Source organism: Candidatus Zixiibacteriota bacterium (genome assembly GCA_029860345.1).
GTDB lineage: Bacteria > Zixibacteria > MSB-5A5 > GN15 > FEB-12 > JAJRTA01.
Map to the genome: position 1 here is coordinate 175628 of JAOUBJ010000005.1, position 15787 is coordinate 191414.

The following is a 15787-nucleotide window of genomic DNA, read 5'->3' on the forward strand; positions in this document are numbered from 1 at the left end:
GAGTTACCTCACTGGGCGATACATTCAGCCACTGTGTTCATTAGGTCCGAGATCGAGAACGGCTTGGATAGAAACGCACACGCGCCACCCTTGGCCGAATCGCTGACGGAGAACAGAGTAGAGTAACCGCTGATGACCACAACCTGATAGTTTGGGTCCTGTTCGCGAGCGAATTTCACCACTTCTTCACCCGATACTCGGGGCATTTTCAGGTCGGTGATAATCAGATCGTATTTTGTCGACTTGATTTTTTCGATAGCTTCGTCACCGTCACAGGCCGTTGAAACCTGATAGTCTTCGCCGAGAACCTCAAGAAGAAACTCTCGGATGATCTCCTCATCATCTACAACTAAAATGGATTTGGCGGCTGAATCCTGCATGGTCCTAAGTTCAAACCTGTACGTCAGACTGTTTTGGTACCGTCTCACTTGAATTATCGGAAGCTGAGGCCGGTTTCTGAACAGGCAGAATAAGAGTAAACTTGGTTCCCCGACTAACGACCGAGTCGACTTTAATCTCGCCGCCGTGATCCTTGATAATACCGTAGCTGACCGAGAGCCCCAGTCCTGTTCCCTTGCCGACTTCTTTGGTGGTGAAGAACGGCTCGAATATCTTCTTGATCGTCTCCGGTTCAATGCCACTGCCCTGGTCGGCGATTTGCACTTCGACCGCTCCGCCGAACTCTCCCAGGGCCGGACTGAATCGCGACTTGATGCTAATCACACCCTGAGGCTTGGAAGCATGCATGGCATTGATAATCAAATTGGTGAATACTTGCTGCAACTGTCCGCCACTTCCCTGGATGATCGGCAGATTACTATCGAGTTCAAGACTCAACTCGATCTGGTTCATGTGTAGCTGATGCTCCACAAAGGTGACAGTATCCTCTATGGTCGCGTTGATATCGACATCTTCAAACTCGGTGGCCCGCCGTGAACGCGAGAACCTGAGAAGGTTTTGGACAATAGCCTTACAACGCCGCGCCTGGGTCTCGATATCGGTAAGGTAGCGAATGAAGCTCATCATCTCCTTGTTGTCGGGATCGGCGGTTTTCTTCTTCTTCATCTTCTCCAGAGCGAATTGAGCATAACCCAGAATCCCGCCAAGTGGGTTGTTCAGTTCATGGGCGACTCCGGCTGCAAGTTGACCGATAGCACTCATCTTCTCTGACTGGATCAACTGAGCCTGGGCATCTTCAAGTTCCAGGGTGCGCTGGATGATTTTCTCTTCGAGAGTACGGTTGTATTCCTCAATTTCGTTTCGTGTTTGCTGCAACGACTCAATCATCTTGTTAAATGTATTGGCCAGTTGACCGAGCTCGTCACTTTGATTTACACTTACACGCTGACTCAGATCCCCTCGTGCTACCTGGTCTGTTACATCGACCAGCATCTGTACCGGTTTGGTCACAAACCGAACAATGAAGGTGATAAAGAGAATAGTGATAGCCACGACCAGCAGGGTAAGGATTATAGCGGCCACTCTCGCTTCAGCAATAGCCTCATTGACCGCTTCGAGGCTCAAAACCAGTTTGATGTCCCCGAGGTGTTCGCGAACAAAGGTCTTGGTCAAGGAACGATCAATACCACCTGTGATGCCGAGATTTTCGCGATCCAGTTTTTCCACCCGTGACATCACCGGGTAGTTCATTTCGATGTAGACCTTGCCTGTGGCGTCTTCAACGTAGTAGTCATGGCAGTAGGCGGCATCGGGATCGTTGGGGTGGCTGATTTCTCTGAGCCGAATTGCCGAATCTACATCCCACTGTCCGAGTTGCGAGAGTATCTCACCCTCAAGGTTGTAGATTGTCGCACACCGAATATCCTCGAAAACCGAGAACTTGTCCAGCAATTCATCCAGTTCCTGCGTGTCCTCAAACAACACGCCGCTTTCGGCTTGCAGGGCGAGTATGCGAACCATTGTCTCGCCGTTCTTTTCGAGCCCCAAGCGGAAACCGTCTTCCTGTCTCTGGATCAGATAGGCGCTCATCACAAAAATGGAGCAAACCAGGATAACCGATATCGGCGCCACGAATTTGGTGCGAAGCTTGCAGCGGCTAATCATGCTCGGGAGGTTCATCGGTACACCTCCTTGGCCACTGCCACCAGATCGTCCGGGATTGTAATACCCACGTGTCCGGCGGTTTTTTCATTGTAATGGAACCAGACGAAATCGGCCTGGGTAACAGGAATCTGGCCCGGGTTTCTTCCGGCCAATATACGCTTGACAATCTCACCGGCTTGTTGACCGATTGCCTTGTAGTCAAAATCCAGCGCGAACAACGCGCCCGACTCTACCACGTGCCGCGAAAAACCCATGAACGGGACGCCCTTGCGGAGCGTGTTCATCAGGATGTATCGGGTGGATCGCGGGTCAAACAGATTTGGGTCGGCAACGCTCCAGATACCGTCGGTGATCTTGGCCAGAGAGTCGAGCGCTTTGGGTAGCTCTTTGAAATCGTTTACAAGCATCGGCACCAAAGTGATACCGGCGTTGTCTGCCACCACCCTGGCGTGAGCGATCAGTGCGGCTGTATTGTCCGTGTACAATACACCGACATCTTTCAGTCCGGGAATTATCTTCTTGAAATACTTAAACTGGAGATCGACCGGAACGTTGAGCGAGGCGCCGGTAATACTGCCTCCGGGCTTGGCCATCGACTTGACATAGCCCGAAAGAACCGGGTACTTTACCGCCGAGAAAACCGTGGGGACATTTTCAATATTGGTTTTGGCGAACTCTGTGGCCGAACTGCCGACGGTCAGGATAACTTTGGGGGACACTTGGTCGAGCGAGTCGATGATGGTCAGGTTGCCGGCAACATTGTCGCCGACTTGAAACTCATGAAAGGTCGCACCGGGGTGTGTTCGCTTGATCACTTTGCGCGCACCCTGCAAAGTGCGCAGGGTGGACTTCAAGCTATCCCGGGTGATTATGCCTATATGAATATCCTCACCGGCCTGCGCGACAGCTGAGCCGGCCAGCAGATATAGAATCACCGCGCATACGAGCACTCTCTTGGACCACTCGTTCATTGGCGTACCGGACCGTATCTTATTGACAACGTTGACAATCCTATGCTGTTGGGCGCTCCCCCTTCTGGGTCCAGCACCACGGGTTGTATGGTCATAGCTATCGGACACAACGCGCAAAACTTGACAACCGATGCTGGGTCTGGGGGGATCGAGCAGGTCAGGGCAGCTGACCCATTGGTGATCGTCATTATAACAATCCACTTTTTGTTCTCAGGGGACCTTAAGATTTTTTTCACAGGACCGACCTTAGAATGTAAAGTGCATTCTGTCTAAGAAGCCGGAATCTGGAAAATACAATGTTCAAAATAACTCGTGCAGGAGGAGTTGCCTTGTACAAACAACTTCTATCGTTGTTCTTGCTCCCACTTGCAGTCCTGTTGCTCTTCGGAGCGACGTCACTTCACGCAAGTGTGAGCGGCAAGATATCGGGAGAGGTTTTAGACTCCCAAACCGGCGAACCGATCGTGGGGGCGACGGTTCGTATCTCAGGGACTAGTCTGGTAACACGAACGGATGATGACGGTGAGTATTTCATGATCAACATACCAGTTGGTAAATGCGATCTTTTCGTCACCTCCGTCGGTCATGAGACAATGACCAAGAAGGGAGTGCGTGTTCTGGTTGATCTGACTACACCCGTTGATTTCGAACTGGCTCAACAAGTCATCGAAATCGGTGGGGCGGTTGTCGTAGTGGCATCCAATCCGATCATCCAACTAGACCAGACGGAGTCGCGGATCACCTTCACCGCCGATCGACTGAAAGAACTACCCAACATAGTAACAGTTCAGTCGGTACTTACCAATTATCCCGGCGTAGTGATCGGTCGTGATCAGAATCTTCACGTCCGCGGCGGCCGGGACGGCCAGGTATCCTACTACTACGACGGATTCTCGATTCAGGATCCGTTCTACTCGACCTCCGGCATTCGGATAATGCCCACCGCCCTTGAAGAACTCTCACTGACGTCCGGCGGCTACACCGCCGAGTATGGTGAGGCGCTCTCAGGTGTGGTCAGGGCGGTGACTCGTGAGGGCGGACCGGAGTTCCACGGCGGGATAAAGCTCTACGAAGGGGCTACGCATCCGTATGACGTCACCACCGGCGACTGGGGTGATCTCACCCGGACCGGAAATCGGTCCGTTGCTTTCAACCTGTCCGGACCGCTGATGGGTTTTGATCCCAAACGTTTCAATTTCTTCACAGCCGGTGAGTATCTCACCGACGAAACATCCCTGCCGGCCAACGGGATGGACGCCTACACCTGGACAGCCAAAATCTCGGCACAGCCGACTCCACACTTGCGAGTAAAAAGTAATTTTACTTATCATGATCAGAGCGGCAGGCTGTACAACCATCGGGATGTGAACGGCATCTCCTATGATTTCAATCTTGATGGGTTACCATCGATGGAGCGGAATTCATATCTCTTGGGTCTGACCAGCAATTACAACTTCAGCGAAAGCGTAATCTGGTCGTCCACATTCAACGTCTTCAGCACCCGTACCTGGCGTGGCCCCAAGGACCTCATCCACACTTACTGGAATGAATGGCCCGGGTATTCCGAGGACGCAGAAGGCGTCTACAACGGTACGATTGACGACGACAACTACCTGGGTCTCGGTTATCGCGACTTCAACGATCCCTATCATGCGACCGGTTTCACCACCGGAAATGACTTTGAACCCACGTTTCGTCGGCGAGAAGCTCATTACACTTCATTTAAGACCAGCCTGCTGACCCAGTTGAATAAGACCAATCAGATCAAGGGCGGTCTTGAAGTGCGTCGTTACAAGGTCGATTGGGACCTCAAACAGTTCTACAACGAGTTCCCTTATGGTGAAAAGTATTCCAGCCGTCCGCTCTTGGCCTCGGCCTTCCTTCAGGATAAATTGGAGTACAAAGACTTTGTTATTAATGTAGGATTGCGTTTCGATTATCGTGACGCTGATATCGAGTACAATCTGGCTGCTCGCGGCACGACCGCCGAAGAGGAGGCTCACTATGTGAAGTCCGAGTCTGAGTCGCGCCTATCGCCGCGGCTGGGCGTCTCCTTCCCGATATCCGAAAAATCCGTGATGCACTTCAACTACGGCATCTACTTTCAGGAGCCACGCTACGTCTTTATGTATACCAATCTGCAGGGCGATGTCACCTCCGGACTGCCGTTGTTGGGTAATCCCGACCTGGAACCGGAGCAGACGATTTCCTACGAATTGGGCCTGGATCACCTGATCGGCGATGACTTGAAATTCGATGTGACCGCCTATTATAAGGACATCAAGGATCTCGTCACCACCCGCGCTTCGGTGCGCGATGCCGCCAACATTATAACATACTTCGACAATGGCGACTATGGTTCGGTCACCGGCTTTGATGTTGAAGTGGAGAAACTGCCTCTGGGTGGGTACTTCGGCGGATCGATATCCTATGGTTACATGCTGGCCACCGGCAACAGTTCTTTCGCCACCGAACCTTACTATACGTTTATAACCTCAAATGCTGATTCTCTGGCACCGGTGGGCGAGTACCCGCTCGACTTTGACCAGCGCCACACGGTCACAGCGGTTCTCAGTTATCGGGTACCGGCGGAGTGGGACGGCCATTTCTTCGGTATGCCCCTCCCGGGCGCATGGGGCATTACAACCGTTGGTCACTATGGCTCGGGACTGCCTTACACACCAACCGATCCGTTCGGCAATCGGTTCGGCGAGCGCAACGAAGGTCGTCTACCGGCCAACTACACAGTGGATATGCGCTTCAGCAAGGACTTCAATATCGGCGGCGCCAGCCAGGTTTTGAGCCTGTTTACAGAGGTCGACAATCTGTTTGACCGACGAAACGTGATAAACGTTTACACCCGTACCGGCCAGCCGGACAACGACGGACAGCTAGCCCAGATCAGTCTGGGCACGGCTGAAGTTCAGTCGTCGCTGTCACGGCTTGATCGGCTTTACGATCACGATCCCCAGAATTATTCCCCACCCCGCACTATTCGGTTCGGGCTGGAGTACAACTTTTAGAGCGGAGCCCAGAGCATGAAAACGACACACAAAACAACCGGGGTTGGTTGGGTGACACTACTGCTTCTGCTGGTTCCGGTTACCCTGGTGATGGCCCGTCCGGCCACCCAGGGAGGCTACCAGAACCCGAGTGATCCCCGCCCACCGTCGGCCCTTTCGCCCGGCGTCCACACGCTGGATCAGATCACTCATAACAAGGGCAACATTGTAACCACCATCGACAATTTCGGATATATCGGCGGTTACCAATACTATGGTTATCCTTCGGGCGAATGGCCGCGCAATTCCGGCCATGACTACATAGGTGAGATTCGTTATTGGATGGGTGCCGTGACTCCCGGCGGTGATACGCTGGTGGCCAACACCTACGATGATTTCGAAGCCACCCCCATGCCGGTCAACGGTGAAGACGAGTATTTGATCTATCTGTCAACCGACACCAGCCGCTACTGGAACTATGATCCCACCGACACAGTGGGACTCGGTGGCGGCAGCCCGGCTTTCGGTTGGCGCGTCTGGGACCCCTCCGGCGACGTCTTCGATTTCAACGAAATCTGGGATCCGCTGGCGGCTACTTATGATCCGGGCGGCCCAACTTCACTTCAGGAGTCGCACTATCGGTTCAACGATGCCGCCGAAGGAGCACCGCTATTGGGCCTGGAGCTGACTCAGACTATCATGCAGTGGAACTACTGCTACAACGAGGACTTCCTCTTCGTTGTCCTGGAGATCACCAATACTTCGGTAGTAGATTATTCGGAGTTTGCTTTCGGTCTGTATATCGATATCGACGTCGGTGGTCCCGACGGCACCGGTGAAAACGGACGCCTTAACGACATGGTTGCATACGATGTCGACGACAACCTGGCCTGGAACTATGATGTTGCCGGATATGACCCGGGTTGGAAAACCAAGACCGGCGTCATGGGCACCAAGATTCTGGAGATGCCGGACGGCCTCGGCATGACGGCCTTTCGCTCCGACGACTGGGCGATTGTTACCGGAATCGATGATCCGGGCATGTTTGAATTGATCAACAGTACGCAGTTCGATGAGTCACTACCGCCAACCGATCAATTCTATATTCAGTGTACGCGAGGTATCGACCTCACCGCCGGCAAAACTGTGCGTTGCGTTTTCGCGCTGGTGGCCGGTAAAGACGAAGCTGACTTCCGTAACAATGCCTCCCTGGCTCAGAATCTGTATGATAACAACTTTATCGGCCCTCAGCCACCGGCCACACCTACCTTGACGGCACGCGCCAGCGAGGGCCAGGTCTATCTGAACTGGGACGACACGGCAGAAGTCAGCATCGACCCGCTGAGCAGCGAAGTCGACTTTGTCGGATACAAACTGTACCGCAGTAACAACCAGGGCAGGTCCTGGGGCGCTGTGGATGACGAAAACGATAATAGCTGCCTCGATATCGACTATGACAGGATCGCCGAGTTTAGTGTCTCCTACCCAGGTGATCCAATCAACCATTCGTACATCGACACCGGTCTCTACAACGGCGTGGAATACTGGTATTGTCTGGTTGCCTATGATCGTGGAGATTTGGAAACAGGCGTGGATGTGCTGCAATCGGGCTTCGGCATCGCCGGTGAGGTGTCCAACGTTGTGGCGGCAACTCCAACAGCCGCCCCGGCCGGATTCTATGATGCCGCTTCATCCGTTAAACACACCTACGACGGAGCGGGATCACCTTCCCAGGGCAATGTTGTCCCGATCGTCTTTGACACCGACGACATTACCGGTTCTGAGTACCAGGTGGTGTTTGAAGACACGCCGGATAACGAAGCCACCGTCTGGCATCTGATAAACGTCACCAGCGGCGACACGCTGCTGTTCGATCAGGAAACGATGTCCGGCGACGAAGGTCTCTACGAAGTGGTCGAAGGGCTAAGAGTGGTTGTCACCGATGTCGATCGGGAACCGGCCAGCTTTGGCCAAACCGGTTTTTCAGGCGCTGACACCAGCTTCAATGTTTTTGAAATCCTGGGACCGCCGGTCGCCTGGTTGTATGACGACCCCAGCTACGTGTGGGGCAATGAGCCCTACCGTAACACTTACGAGCTGCGCTACACTGGAGATTCCACGCGCGCCACCTGGCTTTTGGACTGGTACTACGGCCAGGACATTCCGTACTGGGTACCCTTCGAGGTTTGGAACACGACCTCAGGCGAGCGCGTATCGATTTCAGTGCTGGATTGGGGTGGCACCGGCGTGTGGGACGCCAGCCAGTTAATGACTATTGTCGACTGGCCTTACAATGCCGCTTCCTCGGTAACCGACAGCGCCTTCCCTAATCATTACAGTTGGCTGTTCGACCTTGACGTGGATACCTACGATCCGGCCACCGGTGATGTGGTGACCATGGAAGGGGCGCCCATGAACGGTCCGGCCGACGTCTTCACGTTCAAGCCGGATGGAATCAGCGCCTCGGCCGCCAGTAACGAACTCAAAAACATCCGTGTCGTGCCCAACCCGTACTTTGGACGTTTCTCAGGCTATGTCGAGACGGCCAGCGAGGCTTCGGAGATCACTTTTAACCGAATCCCGGTGGGTTGCACGATCAGAATATACACGCTGGCCGGCGATTTGGTGGCGACACTGCATCACACCGATGGTGACGGTTCGGAAAGCTGGAACCTGCAGTCGGATAACGGCCGCCAGGTAGCCAGCGGCATGTACGTATACCACGTTGAATCAGAGTATGGCGAGCACCTCGGTCGCTTTGCCATAATCAAATAGAAGGAGGTGCGAAGTGAGAAAGATTATCTGGCTGATGTTGCTGCTTATGGTGGCCACGACCGCCTCCGCAGGACATTCCAAAATGGGTAGCGCCGGCGCTCAGTTTCTGAAAATCGGCGTTGGCTCCAGGTACCAGGGTACCGGTGAAGCTTCGGTGGCCATGGCCAACGATGTATACGCTATGTTCTGGAACCCCGCCGGTCTGGTCGAAGTTGAGAATTCCGCAATCGGCTTCACCAATGTCAACTGGCTTCTGGATATCGACCTCAACTATGTCGGCTACGCCAAGCACTTCGAAGACATCGGCGTCTTTGGTGTCTCGGCGGCCGTGTTGTCGATGGAGGATCAGGAGATCACCACCCTCGATGATCAGGACGGCACCGGGGATTTCTATTCAGCTGTCTCTTACGCCGTCGGCGTGAGCTATGCTCGCCAACTTACCGATCGGTTTGCATTCGGCGGATCGTTCAAGTATGTCGGTGAACGAATCCACAAGGAAAACGCATCTACATTCGCCTTCGACTTCGGTACCCTGCTATACACCGGATTCAAATCGCTACGGATGGGGATGAGTATTACCAACATGGGTCCGGACCTTCAGTTTTCGGGACCCGACCTTGATGTAGCCTATGACGAGCTGGATGGAGACGGCGCCAACACGCCAATCGGCGCCTCGGTCAAAACCACTCCGTATGATCTGCCGATGATGTTCCGGTTTGGTCTTGCCTATGACTTTGCGGTTGCCTCTAAGTCAGATGTAACGATCTCGGCTGAGATGAAGCATCCCAATGACAGTCACCAGCAGGGATCGATCGGCGCCGAATGGCAGTACGATGAAATGTTCTTCCTCAGGAGCGGCTATAAGTTCCAGTCCGATGAGGAAGGGTTGTCCTTTGGTGGAGGCCTTATAACCAACATCTCCGGCGAAACCGATCTCTTGATCGACTACGCCTGGCAGGACTTTGGCCGACTACAATCTACCCACCGGTTCAGCGTTGGGTTCAATTTTTAGAGGCTCTTTGCGATTGAGAGAAAGCCCGCCTTGTGGCGGGCTTTTTTGTAACAACTCTGGACTTGACGTGTAGAATGGATGATATTGTCGGACGATATGCAAGATACTCAAGGAGCAGCGACCGAATGAAAACAGTTTTGTCTCGACTTTCTATTGCAGGTATGTTGATAGTTCTTTTTGTGTCAGCCGGTACCGCCGGGGCGGCTGATCGACCCGTGGATATCCTGGGCGAATACTTCGATCTACTGATCTCCGGTAACATTGAATCGGCCCACTACCTCTGGAGCGGGCCTTCGTTGGAACGAGCTTCCCGGTTCGGTATCGAATACACCGATATACCTCTAAAGAACGACTGCAACTCACCCATAATCCGTGATCTGAAACTGTATCGGAATCATCTTCAGCCGGTGGCCAAGCGCATTATCAGCCTGGGCGATCCGGCCTACCAGCTTCTTCTGTACTCAAGTATCGTAGAAGGAGAGTTGGTCGAACACAATTATTTCCTGAATTTCGATGGACAGTATTGGTGGTTGTGCTACCCTCAGGATTACTACTGCCGCGACTGGCCGATTCGGGAAAGTCGCTACCTGAGAGTGCACGTGGATCCTACCGCCGAACGATACCTCAACCCGGTATGCTTAGAGGCGACCGATTCATTCATTGAGCAGACTGCCCGGTTGCTGAAACTATCCAAAGATCAGCTTAAGCTGCTGACCGACGAAAAGATTGACTACTTCTACTGCGGCAGTGATTCAACCATCGAGCAGATCACCGGACATCTCGTTAAGGGCGTTTTCGATCTGCCGTCCAACGATCTGATTTCATCGTTCTTTCCACACTACCATGAGTTGATCCACTTCCTGGTAAACCTGAAACTTCAGAAACTGCCGCTTTACACTCAGCCACTTATGAGAGAGGGGATTGCCGTAACACTCGGTGGTCGCTGGGGTAAGACACCGACTTCTCTCATTGATCTGGGTGGGTTCTTGTATCGAGAGAAAATAGTCGACCTGGACAGCCTGCTGGCCATGTCGCTGTTCGAGCCCCATTCCGGTGCCGACATCGCCTACCCGGTGGCCGGCCTGTTCTGTGCTTACCTGCTCGAGCGTATGGATCAAGAGCGATTCTTCGAAGTATACCTGAAACTCTCGGGCGATTTCAAAACTGTCTATGGCCAAACCACTCAGGTAGTCAAACAGATTCTGATCGAAGCAACCGAAGACGAAAACTGGGAAGAGTTTCTTGAGGGATTCGACAAGTTCATCGACGAGGTGATGGATGACCGACTGATGATTCGACCCGGCAGGCTGGCCAAGGGGAAAGAACTGATAAAGGGGGACAGCTACATCGTTCGCGAAAACAAACATTGGCTCGGTTTCGAATTCAGCTTCGAGCCGGAGCAGGAGATATCCGGCAATCTGATGTTCGGTTTCGACAAGCGTCTGGCCGCGGTCTCTTCGGTCTTGTTTGGAGAACAGTACGGCGTTACCACCAATGTCGACGGATATCGGTTCGGCGTTCGTTTTGACCGTAACGAAGTCGGCCTGTATGACTACGCCACCAGTCATTTGATGGCCAAGTATATCTGGGGAATCACGCCGTCGGGCGATTATTTCGATGAAGACAACAACCGCATAACGCTGATGCTCCACAAAGACCTTCTGAAGGATCACCTGCCCGAGAAGAACGACGTCAAGTACCTGGCCAAATAGCAACTGAAAAGAGATTGATGGACGGCGTTAGCATAATAATCATCGGCGGACTCGGACTGGTGGTTGTCCTGTTGGTCAGTTTGTTGGTCGGTCAACGTCGGCCTGACAGCGACGCTCCACGAAAAATCGAACTGGCCCTGGAAAAGCTCAAGAGCGAATTACTGGAGAAACAGTTGGAGGGGCTGGTCAGTTTGCGTGATTCGCTGGACAGTACCGGCCGTCTGATGAACGAACGCCTGGCCGAGGGTACCGGCGCTATCGACAAGCGTATGGAACTACTGGTCGACATCGAGCACCGGCTGGGGCAGCTTCAGACCCAGGCTGAGAATATCGAAGCGGTCGGAAAGAACATCCAATCACTCTCCGACCTACTGAAGCCACCCAAACTCCGAGGCAGCCTTGGGGAGATGCTGCTTGAGAATCTGCTGGCTCAGATATTGCCGCGCTCGATGTTCGACACGCAACATAGGTTTGCGTCGGGCAAGCGTGTCGATGCTGTAGTAAAGCTAGCCGATAGACTCTTGCCGATAGACTCCAAATTTCCTCTCGAACCGTTTGAACGACTTCGCGCCGAACCGGATTCATCGGAAGCTCGAAAAGAGTTTGTGCGCTCGCTCAAGAAACATGTCGATGACATCAGCGGCCGTTATATCCTGCCTGCCGAGCAGACCACCGACGTTGCGCTCATGTATATTCCATCGGAGGCGGTCTACTATCGTTTCGTTTCCGATGATCTCGAAACCGGTTTCGAGTATGCCCTGTCCAGGAACGTCATCCCCAGTTCACCGGGTCATCTGTATGCCTTCCTGGCGTCGCTGGCATCTGTGTATGCACATGCCGGTCTATCAGGCGATGGCCGAAAGCTGTCGGCCGGCTTGAACAACCTTGGCGATGCGTTGGGACGTCTGACAAAACTGCACGAACGGATGGAAGGTTCGGTTCGTGCACTCACCAGTACACTTAGTCATGGTCGTGACGAGATCAACGGCATGACCACTCAGTTACAGCAGTTGCGTGAGCCGTCGACATTGGACGAGCCGGTCGAAGAGCCGACTGTTGCAGACGGGTGACGGTCTTGCACTCTTGTAGGGCGGGTCCGTCTTCGCCTGCGCGCTGCGGCGTGAACCCGCCATCTTCGTTTATTCCACGAATGTTGCGCTGGGTCCTTCTCGCCGCAGGCGAGTGAGACCCTGCGCCGAAGAAATAACACACCCCTAAATCCCCTCTCAAGAGGGGACTTTGAAGAAGGACTGGTTTGTCGTTAAGCCTGCTGTTGGTGTAAAGAGCGCAGAATAGCCGACTCAACCATCAGGTGGTGAGAAGAAACTGCCGTATGAGTGGTTTCAGGCTGTCCTTATACTCTCTAATAGCCTGTTTGGGATCATCCAGTAGGTGTTGCCAGCGTGCTTCCGTTTGCCTCCTCGCCCTCTGGTATCTCACATTGAACTGACTATGGCGATGATAATGAGCAAACTCTGTCAGAAAGTCTATGTCGATAGAACTACCGTTGACAATCGCAATCCGATCTCTTGCATCGATGACACCGATGTCCGGATTCTTGAGCGTTTCCAACACTCTGTACCAAAAGAAATACGGGTTTTCTAGGGTGAGAATTCCATGCGCGTAGTTCTCGAGACAAATGAGCTTAGGCTCGGAACTGGGCTCAAAAAGGGGCTTTAGTATGGCGTAGATATCCCCCAATCGGCTTCTCGCCAGTGTCCCCCTGGCGGAAATAGGAATATTGTGAGTAACGGATATCCACGGTTTCGTTTTTATACCTGCCTCCGCTGCTTTGTCAGTAAAATCGTCTTTGACCGGGGGCAGCTTTAATAGGCTCTGAAGCGATGGCGAGCTTTGCGATTCAGTTGGAAAGTGGTCCAGAACAAAGACAATGGATAGGAGAAGCCTATAATGGAGGTGCCAGAGTAAAGGTGCGTGCAACTGGTGGTTGGCAGGATTGTGCCCAGAAGTGTCCTTGCACGTTGCACCGGCGTACAAGCGGAATAGTGTGCGATCTGAACCGTGTGAATAGTGGACTTCATAAGACAAGCGATCCGCTAAATTGACACGATAGCCCTTGGAAAAATCGTCGCTGAAATCCAAGGACCACGGAACGGCAAACTCGGATGTATAAGTGTACTCAAAGTTCCCCGACTCTTCCTTTGTCATTTCATCCTCCTATTGCATTGATCGCTGTTGCTCGACCTCCAGAAATCGCCATCTCTGGCAAGATGCCTTGGTTAAGCCTTTCACACACTGTTACAAACATATACTATCAAGGACGACACTGATAATCAATAATCTACGTCTATCTTAGCCAAGCCGATTTCCAGCTTCGCCCCAGCAAAACCCCCACATCATCCCCGCAGAAACTGGCTGGCTCCCGCTTAGTAAAGGACCTTACTATGCCTACGAGTGAAAGACAAATAGCAGTCAACCGCCACACGGCCAGTCTCATGCAACACCCGGATCAGTCCGACATCCCACCTCACTCCGGCGGAAAAGTACTTTTTCCGCAAAACAAACCCATTTCGCCGACCATTGGCGTTCCCATTGCAAGTTGAAGATGTCTATGCAGAGAAGATGGATTCCCGTCCCAAACAAGGTTTGAGACGGCCACCCGAATCGAAGAACTGGATTCCGGCCTTCGCCGGAATGACAAAATGCAGACGGGTCCCGCAATCGGCGGGTCCGAAAACGGACCCACCCTACAAGAACTGAGCGGAGTCGAAGCATGAATACACGGCAGATATGGACATCTGCCGGGCACAGCTGAAGTGCCTTGAAACACGGACCAAGGTCCGGGCCACCCGCCATACCGAGCGGTGTCGAGGTATGAACGTTCTTCCTTTGGTACCCCACCCAGAGGCTTTGCGTCGGGTGGGATCATAAATGTACATGGGGCACCGGTTAGAGGCGGATCCGAAGACAGACCTATTTCAAAGTCACCCTTCGACTCCGCTCAGGGTGAGGTGGTGAAAACAAACCCGGCAATCAGTGCTCGGTGACTTGTAGATTAATATTGCGGGCTTTCAGATGCGGGATGAACAAGGACGGATCGACCACTATCTCCTGCGGCTTGACACCACGCTGCGTAATCTCACCCGAAGCCGCCATCAGGGCCACTATCGAAGCCGGGAAAGCTGTAAGACGCATCATCGCTGTCAGCGCGGTTTTGCTCTCCTGCCGGTCGACGATCTCGTAGATTCTGGTCTTGCTTTCTCCATCTATCAGGCCCTCAGCGGTCAGACGAACCAGGCCCAGGTCGAGGTCATCGAAAGTCAGCGATCTATTCAGTACCGCCTTGAACACGGCACGCGGTTCGACAGCAGTACCGTTGACATCGATCTCCTGACGGGAACCCAGACCTATCTCAAGCATCGGCCGAAAGAGCGCACAGTGGCCGGGATAACGGATAGTTTTATAATCCAGGAAATCTATCTGCCCGAGGAAACTGTCCGGCAAGGTCGAAGTACCACCGGATGTATAGAACGCTTCCAGTTTACCGATACCGTCGAACTCCAGAAGCTCCACACCGGTCATCGGGTTAACGGTTTTCTTCTGACCCTCCTCGACAATAACGCACGGCTCCCAGTATTCATTGATGAGTCCTTCAGCCGCGAAGAGCATCATGTAGTTCAAGGGCGGCCTGGGTGATTGCGGCAGTCCGCCGACTCGAATTCTCATCGACTCCACTTTATCAAACCTGGTCATGGCGTCGGCGGCGAGCACCGCTACCATGCCGGGCGCAAGGCCGCAGTCGGGGACGATGATGACATCGGCTTGCTCGGCTTCAGCGGTAAGTTGAAGTTGGGCGTCAACCATGTCGTTGTTGCCACCCAGGTCGACCAGGTGACAACCGGCGGCGATGGCGGCTTTGGTCAGGTTCAGGTTATATCGGTAGGGAACGCATGAGATGGCAGCGTCATATCCCTTCAGAGCTGCCGCAGCAGCGGTTTCATCATCGGCATCAAGAGCCGAAGCAGAGGCTTTGCCGTAGCCAAATTTGGTGGCCATTTCGACGGCGAGGTTTTCGTCGGTATCGAATAACCCGACGCTCTGGACACTATCGTTTTGAGCAAGATCATAGACGGCGGCTCGACCCATGAGGCCGGCGCCGATAACTGCAACTCTCATTGATGTCTTCTCCTGTTGTCTTTCATCGGCCCAATATACACCGAGGGTCTGGATTTGCGAAGAATATTCGAGTCTGCCCACTCTTTTTAACCGGCAACTGGAGAACTTCTTCCG

At 53.2% G+C, this 15787-nt stretch carries 10 protein-coding genes; 5 read left to right on the forward strand and 5 right to left on the reverse strand.

Annotated elements, in window-relative coordinates:
- Positions 1 to 8: 8 nt before the first annotated feature.
- The 3 genes from OEV49_07170 to OEV49_07180 are packed head-to-tail and all read right to left on the reverse strand — an operon-like array spanning position 9 to position 3035.
- Complete coding sequence (locus OEV49_07170; GenBank protein ID MDH3890850.1) at positions 9 to 428, reverse strand: response regulator; 420 nt, start codon at positions 426 to 428, stop codon at positions 9 to 11.
- The gene (locus OEV49_07175; GenBank protein ID MDH3890851.1) at positions 391 to 2079 is read right to left on the reverse strand and encodes an ATP-binding protein; all 1689 of its coding nucleotides are present in this window, start codon (positions 2077 to 2079) and stop codon (positions 391 to 393) included. The genes OEV49_07170 and OEV49_07175 overlap by 38 nt, the downstream gene beginning before the upstream one ends.
- Positions 2076 to 3035 (reverse strand): ABC transporter substrate-binding protein, encoded by a 960-nt coding sequence (locus OEV49_07180; GenBank protein MDH3890852.1) that lies wholly within the window; start codon positions 3033 to 3035, stop codon positions 2076 to 2078. The genes OEV49_07175 and OEV49_07180 overlap by 4 nt, the downstream gene beginning before the upstream one ends.
- Positions 3036 to 3331: 296 nt before the next feature.
- On the opposite strand from OEV49_07180, the gene OEV49_07185 reads away from it, so the two are divergent.
- The 5 genes from OEV49_07185 to OEV49_07205 all read left to right on the forward strand — a co-directional run bounded on the left by OEV49_07185 (position 3332) and on the right by OEV49_07205 (position 12606).
- Entirely contained in the window at positions 3332 to 6058 is a 2727-nt protein-coding gene (locus OEV49_07185) for a TonB-dependent receptor (protein ID MDH3890853.1), read from the forward strand.
- Positions 6059 to 6073: 15 nt separating this feature from the next.
- Positions 6074 to 8812 carry a hypothetical protein gene (locus OEV49_07190; GenBank protein MDH3890854.1) on the forward strand — a complete coding sequence of 913 codons (2739 nt, stop codon included), beginning with the start codon at positions 6074 to 6076 and terminating at the stop codon, positions 8810 to 8812.
- Positions 8813 to 8825: 13 nt separating this feature from the next.
- Positions 8826 to 9824, forward strand: a complete 999-nt coding sequence (locus OEV49_07195) for a PorV/PorQ family protein (GenBank protein ID MDH3890855.1) — start codon at positions 8826 to 8828, stop codon at positions 9822 to 9824.
- Between the two features lie 125 nt (positions 9825 to 9949).
- Positions 9950 to 11536 carry a hypothetical protein gene (locus OEV49_07200; GenBank protein ID MDH3890856.1) on the forward strand — a complete coding sequence of 529 codons (1587 nt, stop codon included), beginning with the start codon at positions 9950 to 9952 and terminating at the stop codon, positions 11534 to 11536.
- 17 nt (positions 11537 to 11553) lie between these two features.
- The gene (locus OEV49_07205; protein ID MDH3890857.1) at positions 11554 to 12606 is read left to right on the forward strand and encodes a DNA recombination protein RmuC; all 1053 of its coding nucleotides are present in this window, start codon (positions 11554 to 11556) and stop codon (positions 12604 to 12606) included.
- Positions 12607 to 12844: 238 nt separating this feature from the next.
- On the opposite strand, the gene OEV49_07210 is transcribed toward OEV49_07205, so the two are convergent.
- Positions 12845 to 13705 (reverse strand): hypothetical protein, encoded by an 861-nt coding sequence (locus OEV49_07210; protein MDH3890858.1) that lies wholly within the window; start codon positions 13703 to 13705, stop codon positions 12845 to 12847.
- A gap of 825 nt (positions 13706 to 14530) precedes the next feature.
- Positions 14531 to 15673: a saccharopine dehydrogenase NADP-binding domain-containing protein gene (locus OEV49_07215; GenBank protein MDH3890859.1), complete on the reverse strand. Its 1143-nt coding sequence runs from the start codon at positions 15671 to 15673 to the stop codon at positions 14531 to 14533.
- Positions 15674 to 15787 lie beyond the last annotated feature (114 nt).

Excerpts from the sequence above, each read along its gene's own strand:
- OEV49_07215 (MDH3890859.1), bottom strand. The coding sequence starts at position 15,673 with ATGAGAGTTGCAGTTATCGGCGCCGGCCTCATGGGTCGAGCCGCCGTC.
- OEV49_07205 (MDH3890857.1), top strand. The coding sequence starts at position 11,554 with ATGGACGGCGTTAGCATAATAATCATCGGCGGACTCGGACTGGTGGTT.
- OEV49_07185 (MDH3890853.1), top strand. The coding sequence starts at position 3,332 with ATGTTCAAAATAACTCGTGCAGGAGGAGTTGCCTTGTACAAACAACTT.
- OEV49_07190 (MDH3890854.1), top strand. The coding sequence starts at position 6,074 with ATGAAAACGACACACAAAACAACCGGGGTTGGTTGGGTGACACTACTG.
- OEV49_07180 (MDH3890852.1), bottom strand. The coding sequence starts at position 3,035 with ATGAACGAGTGGTCCAAGAGAGTGCTCGTATGCGCGGTGATTCTATAT.
- OEV49_07200 (MDH3890856.1), top strand. The coding sequence starts at position 9,950 with ATGAAAACAGTTTTGTCTCGACTTTCTATTGCAGGTATGTTGATAGTT.
- OEV49_07210 (MDH3890858.1), bottom strand. The coding sequence starts at position 13,705 with ATGACAAAGGAAGAGTCGGGGAACTTTGAGTACACTTATACATCCGAG.
- OEV49_07175 (MDH3890851.1), bottom strand. The coding sequence starts at position 2,079 with ATGAACCTCCCGAGCATGATTAGCCGCTGCAAGCTTCGCACCAAATTC.